This is a genomic window from Alkalibacterium sp. m-11 (assembly GCF_054658155.1).
Window position 1 is genome coordinate 1 of the sequence record NZ_BAAGIR010000109.1, and the last position, 6,540, is coordinate 6,540.

A 6,540-nucleotide genomic window follows, 5' to 3' on the forward strand; every position below is an offset into this window, starting at 1 on the left:
CCCGAAATGCGGGGAATACCTTGACAGAGATATCAATGCCAGCAAAAACCTCTTGGCATTGGCCAAGTAAAAGAAAATCAATGAGGCAGGGACTGCCTTTTGAGCCTACCCCTATCCGATTCCTCTGCCTGTATGAAGTCTGTGCAGACAAGAATGGAGTTCGTAGGAAGCCCCCACTTCAAAATCCAAAGGATTTAAGTGGTGGGTAGTTCACTAGTGCTGCAATTCAAGTTGAACGGTTCAGGAGGTAATAAAGCCTAAAAGAATAACTGTACCCACAATGACCGGCACGGGTACTTTCTTAGTGTATAGTAGAACGAGTGTAAACAACGTCACAAGCAAATTGTACCAGGTCGGCCCGCTCTGCTGGATGATGATGACAGCCGCAACAGCGATTAGTCCTCCTGCAACAGCAGTCACTCCTTTCAGAGCGACACGGAAGCCTTTGACTAGCTTAAGTCTTTCCCACATTGGATAGACGAAATAAATCAGAAGGACACCAGGTAGGAAAATCCCGATCCCACCGGCAAGTGCACCAAGGATCTGTGTCAACACGGTCGGGTTCTGAACAGCCATCCCGCCAGCATAGGCGCTGAAGCTGAACATCGGACCAGGCATCCCCTGAACGAGACCGTATCCAGTCAGAAACTGGTCGCTGCTCATGAATGCATTGACATCAACAAGTTCGGTGTACATTAGAGGAATGACGACTTGACCGCCACCAACAACTAAGTATCCGTAACGATAAAAGCGTTCAAACAAACTGACCAACTGATTTTCAAATAGAAAGGCAGCAAGCATACTACCCAAAGTAAAGAAAATGAACAATGCCATATATTTGTATGGTGGATTCAGTTTAACTTTATACCACAGATCTTTCTCGCGCGTAATCGACAGGGTGAGCAGTCCACCGATCAAGAATACCAATGGAAAAATCCAAGCCGATCGTATAAAGTAAGTGGTTATCGCTCCGAACAGGAAAAGGAGCAGCGTCAATTTATCGTAGACGACCTTCTTCCCGATTTTGTACGCAGCCAATATGATGAACCCGACCGCCATCGGTCCGACATAGCGGAGCACGTCCGGCGAGATGTTCCAGACATCCAGAAACTGATACAGGAAGGATAAGGTAGTCATGATCGCCAGTGCAGGAAGAGCCCATACAAGCATCGTCAGCAAGGCAAGCAGCGGTCCGCCTATTTTATATCCGATGGCAATGATCGTCTGTGTACTGCTCGGACCTGGAAGAAAGGCACACAAAGCCATCAGCTCCACAATATCTTCCTCAGTCAAATACTCTTTTTTCAGTACCATCTGGTCCGTAAATACACCGTAGTGTGCTTCAGGTCCGCCGAATGCACCCAGCGAGCAGACCAGAACATCTTTTAAAAACGTCGACCAGGGCACGTTCTTTTTCATTTCACTCAAATTAATTCTCCCTCAACTAGCTCTTATCAGTATAATAAAAAAGCTCCCTTAATAGAATAGACTATTCAATAATTGACATACTTTTTACATAAGCCGGTGTTACTGTAGCTAACGGCATCAGTAACTGATAAACTGGACAAAACGATTTGAAACTGGGGTGAGCAGAATGGGCGAAGCGCTTGTGACAGCGGTATTGTCGTATATTGGAACCAGTATTGATCATATTATCGTGCTGGTCCTGTTGTTCAGCCGGACTGACCACAGCAAACGGGAGTATATTAGTATTATATCTGCCGTTTGGCGGAGATAACTTAGGTATATACATTCCTCTATTTGCCTCGATTCGACTGGTCACAGCTGGTTCTGACGCTGTTTGTATATTACGCTTTGTTGGTATTAATGGTTGGTGCTGCTTATAAGATATCTGAAGTGAGACGGATCAACGCATTTATTGAAAAGTATGAACGATGGATCGAATCACTAGTCTTCGTCGCTCTTGGGCTAAATATTATGCTGGAAAATGAGACGGTTGGATGGCTGTTCAGCTAGTCTCTTTCCTTTACAGAACATTTACATAAAGGAAAAAAACTGTGATAGACAGGTATAAGGGCATTTGCTAAACTGAAAAGGAGGCTTATGTTGGAATGCCAGGTATACGAGGAGGAAACAAATGAAAATAGTAGTGATTGGATCGGTAGCTGCGGGGACGTCTGTTGCCGCAAAAGCGAGACGTAATGATGAAACAGCTGAGATTGTCGTATATGAATCTGGAGAAGATATATCATACTCAGTCTGCGGGATGCCGTATTTTTTAGGCGGAGAAGTCGACTCAGTGGACACGCTCATCCCAAGAAATGCTCAGTGGTTCAAGAAACGATTTGATTTCGATATCCATACAGGCCACCATGTCAAAGCGATCCATCCTTCAGTAAAAGAAATTGAGGTATACAATAAAAAAGAAGGCAAGGGGTTCCGTGAAACATTCGACAAACTGGTTCTAGCTACAGGATCTTATTCTCTAGCGCCGTCTCCGTTCAGCCTGGATTCTTACAGCAACATCTTTCACGTGAAATCGATGGCTGACACGAAAGCTATTGATGCTTACATGAAACAGAATGACACTAAGCACGTGACGGTTGTCGGGTCAGGGTTTATCGGTCTGGAAATGACGGAACAGCTGACAGAAAAAGGAATGAACGTGACAGTAGTCGAACTGGCGTCTCAGGTTTTTCCTAAAATCGATCCGGATATGGCTTATCATATTGAAAAGAAACTCAAGGACAAAGGCGTTAAGCTGCACTTAAGTGATAAAGTTCAGACAATTGAGGGCAGCGGGAAAGCGGCCGTTCTGACGACTGATAAAGGCGCAGATATTGAGACAGATCTAGTCATCCTGGCTGTCGGTGTCCGTCCGAACACGTTCCTGACTAAAGAAACAGGGATCAAACTAGGTGAAACGGGGGCAGTAAAAGTCGATGAATTTATGCGCACATCTGTAGAAGATGTCTATGCTGTAGGAGACGTAGCTGAAAGTTTCCATCGTGTAACAGGACAGCCGATTTATCACCCGCTTGGTTCTACAGCAAACAAGATGGGCCGTATTGCAGGGGACCACATGACAGGAGGCAAGCTGTCATTCAAAGGAACGATAGGGACCGGCATTTTCAGGTTGTTCGACTTGACTGTGGGCTATACAGGTCTGTCTGCTGCAGAAGCTGAAAAAGCAGGCTTCGATCCAGTAGTCATTCACAACATCAAACCGGGGCATGCCGAGTACGTGGGTGGCCAGAATATGATCATCAAAGGTGTTGCCGACAGAGAAAGCGGTCGATTCCTGGGCGCTCAGATCGTCGGACCGGAAGGCGTGGACAAGCGTATCGATGTGTTTGCGACCGCCATCACTTTTGAAGCCAATGCGGAAGACCTGTTCCACTTGGATCTGGCATACGCCCCGCCATTCAGCACAACAAAAGACCCGGTCATGTATACGGGAATGGTGCTGGAAAATGCAAGAGAGCAGCTTCCGGTCATGACACCTGAAGAACTGATCACCCGTCAGAAAGCTAATGATGCGCTTCAAGTGATCGACGTCCGTTCGCCTAAACAGTATGCGAAAGGGCATGTCGATAATGCCGTCAGCATTCCAATGCCTGATTTACGTAAAGGTGTCGCTGACCTGGACCGTTCATTGCCGACAGTGGTATACTGCAATAAAGGCGTGACCAGCAATACAGCACAGAATCTACTTTTAAATATCGGGTTTAAAGAGGTGTACGTATTATCTGGAGGCAACACGAACTTTCACTATTACATGGATGCAATTGAAAATTAATCATTCATTCAACTAACGACCAAAGGGAGACAGTATGGACACTTCAGTATTACAACAATTGACAGGGGAATTTTTCGGGACTGCCATTCTGATTTATATCGGAAATGGTGTCGTAGCAGGAAATGTACTGAACAAAACAAAATCATTCAACACAGGCTGGCTGCACATTACGATTGGATGGGGGCTGGCTGTGACAATGGCCGTCTATTCAATCGGCTGACTGTCGCCGGCTCATCTGAACCCGGCCGTGACACTTGGTATGGCATCAGCCGGACAGTTTGACTGGGCGCTCGTGCTGCCTTATATAGTGGTACAAATCATCGGCGGAATTTTAGGTGCGACACTGGTCTGGCTGCATTATTATCCACATTTCGCAGAAACTTCAGATGAAGATGCAATCTTAAGTGTCTTCTCCACTTCGCCGGCTATAAAGAAAAATAGATGGAATATTGTTAGTGAAGCGATGGCTACGGCCTTTCTGGTCTATGCTCTGCTGGCATTCACTCAAGGCGAATTTACAGAAGGGCTGAACCCGGTGATCGTGGGTCTATTGATTCTGACAATCGGGCTCTCATTAGGCGGAACGACGGGATATGCCATCAATCCGGCGCGGGATTTGGGTCCGAGGATTGCTCATGCGGTTCTACCAGTGGCCAACAAAGGGGCGTCAAACTGGGCTTACGCCTGGATTCCGGTTCTGGGGCCGTTCATAGGCTCTGTTATCGGTGGGCTTGGCTTCCTGCTGATCAGTAGCGTGAGGTAAACACACAATAATAAGTCATAAGACGAACCTTCTTTTAGACATCAGTTGTCTTTAAGAAGGTTTTTAGTTTCAGATAGGATATAGATTTAGAGTGTCTGTATGGTTGAACGAGCAGGCTTGTGTTTAAACAACCGAGAGTCAGGCGCATAGACATTCTAATAACCTTATTAATCTTTAGGCCCCTGTATTCTGTTATACTATTGATAAATAGTACAAATCAGAAAGTAGGCGTGTGTGTTGGCTGGTTACATCGAAGATTTTCATTTGAGCATTATTATACTTATATTTATTTTGTCCTTAGTCATTCTATCCAAGTCTGCGGATCAGCTGATCGATAAGGCAGTGGAGCTTTCTCTTAAGCTCGGCTTGTCAAAAGTGGTGATCGGAGCCACTGTTCTTTCCATTGGCACGACTCTTCCGGAAGTTGCTTCCTCACTTGCTGCGGCGATTGGAGGGAATGGTGAATTTGGGCTGGGGAATGCCATCGGATCAATGATCACTAACGCCTCCCTGGTTCTGGGGATTGGTGCCCTTGGAGGAATCATCCCGGTAAAGAAAGGCATGCAGCAGACCTTCCTGTTCATGAGCGGTCTGTCCCTTCTGTTTATCGGGACCAGTTTTATAGCTGGAATGAACGAAACCGGTGGACTGCTTCCTAGATGGAGCGGTGGGGCTCTGCTTGTTATTCTTCCGCTGTATCTCTGGTACACCGTGAAGCAGAAACCGGATCATCTGATGGAAGAGCTCCCGGATGAAGCGGATAATGAAGCTGATGGACCAACAGAACAAGGTAACCTGTTGAAATCCATTATTATACTCGCAGCCAGCTCGCTGGGTGTGACGGCAGGAGCTACTTTGCTTGTCGCTTCAGCTGAAGTTGGAGCCGCACGCCTGGGAATACCTGATACGGTCATTTCGTCAACACTGGTTGCCTTCGGGACAAGCGTACCGGAAGTGACAACGACTTTAGTCGCTGTAAGGTACGGCCATGGGGAATTGGCGATCGGTAATGTTCTGGGCGCCAATATGATGAACCTGCTGCTTGTCATGGGTACGACGATCAGTATCCTGCCCGGCGGGGTTGCGGTGCCGCAGAGTTATTATCTGCTTCAGTTCCCGATTCTGATCCTTATCTTCATCCTGCTCAGCATCCCGATTCTGTCGAAACGAGTAGAATCGATAAACAAAGGGCAAGGCATCTTGCTTGCTCTCATCTACGCCGTGTATCTTTTCTTCAATTTTATCTAACAAAAAAAAGCAGCTGCTCCCTAAAATAATCATAGGGGGCTGCTGCTTTGTCATAGTTTAAAATTAAACGTGGACGACAGGTTCTTCTTTTTTCAGTTCCATGTCGTAGTGTCCGATTTCTTCATCATAATATAAATCTGAAATTGCACGGAAGCCAAAGGATTCATAAAAATCTTTAAGGTAGGCTTCAGCCTGAATTTCGATTTCGGCTTTAGGGTACTTGCATATAATATAATCCAGTGCAATTTTCAGCAGTTCACGTCCGTGTCCTTCGCTTCTGAATTCCTGAGGAACGAGTACGCGTCCGATACGCATTTTTTTATCCTGCTTATAGATTCGGGCATAGGCCTTGATTGTTCCTTTTTGACGTTTGATCAGATGAACAGCGTGCAGGTCGATGTCATCGATTTCCTGATAGGCACAACCTTGTTCGACAACAAACACTTTTGTGCGTTCTTTAACGATTTGATGATAGTCACGTGCACTTAATTCTTCAAATTGTTTATACTGCCACATTTAGTTGTGTCAATCTCCTTTTTAGTCAAATATATCCCACATACGCCCGTATTCAACGGAACATATATGAGATCCACACACATAGTATACATCTTTAAATAAAAAGGTCAAATCATTTTTTGAAAATGTATGTGTCAAGACTTTGGCGGAAACTTTTTTTCTAGAGATGGTAACTCTTCAATTTTAATATTAAAATGGCTCATTCTGTGTGTTTCATTACCCAAACATTTTCTTCAGTTGTCCCATTGGACTT

Annotated in this window: 6 protein-coding genes and 1 pseudogene; 4 read left to right on the forward strand and 3 right to left on the reverse strand. The window is 45.5% G+C overall.

Translation table 11 applies throughout. The features are described 5' to 3' along the window. Positions 1 to 240: 240 nt before the first annotated feature. The gene (gene chrA, locus ACYQ2O_RS09645) at positions 241 to 1,419 is read right to left on the reverse strand and encodes a chromate efflux transporter (RefSeq protein ID WP_459796501.1); all 1,179 of its coding nucleotides are present in this window, start codon (positions 1,417 to 1,419) and stop codon (positions 241 to 243) included. Positions 1,420 to 1,489: 70 nt separating this feature from the next. Then, complete coding sequence (locus ACYQ2O_RS09650) at positions 1,490 to 1,753, reverse strand: hypothetical protein (protein ID WP_459796499.1); 264 nt, start codon at positions 1,751 to 1,753, stop codon at positions 1,490 to 1,492. An 8-nt stretch (positions 1,754 to 1,761) separates the two neighbouring features. Here ACYQ2O_RS09650 and ACYQ2O_RS09655 point away from each other — a divergent pair, with 8 nt between their 5' ends. From ACYQ2O_RS09655 to ACYQ2O_RS09670, 4 genes and pseudogenes are all read left to right on the forward strand, one after another. Next, the gene (locus ACYQ2O_RS09655) at positions 1,762 to 1,977 is read left to right on the forward strand and encodes a cadmium resistance transporter (RefSeq protein ID WP_459796500.1); all 216 of its coding nucleotides are present in this window, start codon (positions 1,762 to 1,764) and stop codon (positions 1,975 to 1,977) included. A gap of 121 nt (positions 1,978 to 2,098) precedes the next feature. After that, positions 2,099 to 3,760, forward strand: coding sequence for an FAD-dependent oxidoreductase (locus tag ACYQ2O_RS09660; protein ID WP_459770754.1), 1,662 nt, complete (start codon positions 2,099 to 2,101; stop codon positions 3,758 to 3,760). A gap of 34 nt (positions 3,761 to 3,794) precedes the next feature. Further along, a pseudogene (locus ACYQ2O_RS09665) lies at positions 3,795 to 4,523 on the forward strand (MIP/aquaporin family protein). 237 nt (positions 4,524 to 4,760) lie between these two features. Then, entirely contained in the window at positions 4,761 to 5,771 is a 1,011-nt protein-coding gene (locus ACYQ2O_RS09670) for a sodium:calcium antiporter (RefSeq protein WP_459783774.1), read from the forward strand. A gap of 63 nt (positions 5,772 to 5,834) precedes the next feature. Here ACYQ2O_RS09670 and ACYQ2O_RS09675 read toward each other — a convergent pair whose 3' ends face one another. Then, complete coding sequence (locus ACYQ2O_RS09675; protein WP_459770757.1) at positions 5,835 to 6,287, reverse strand: GNAT family N-acetyltransferase; 453 nt, start codon at positions 6,285 to 6,287, stop codon at positions 5,835 to 5,837. Between the last annotated feature and the right edge of the window lie 253 nt (positions 6,288 to 6,540).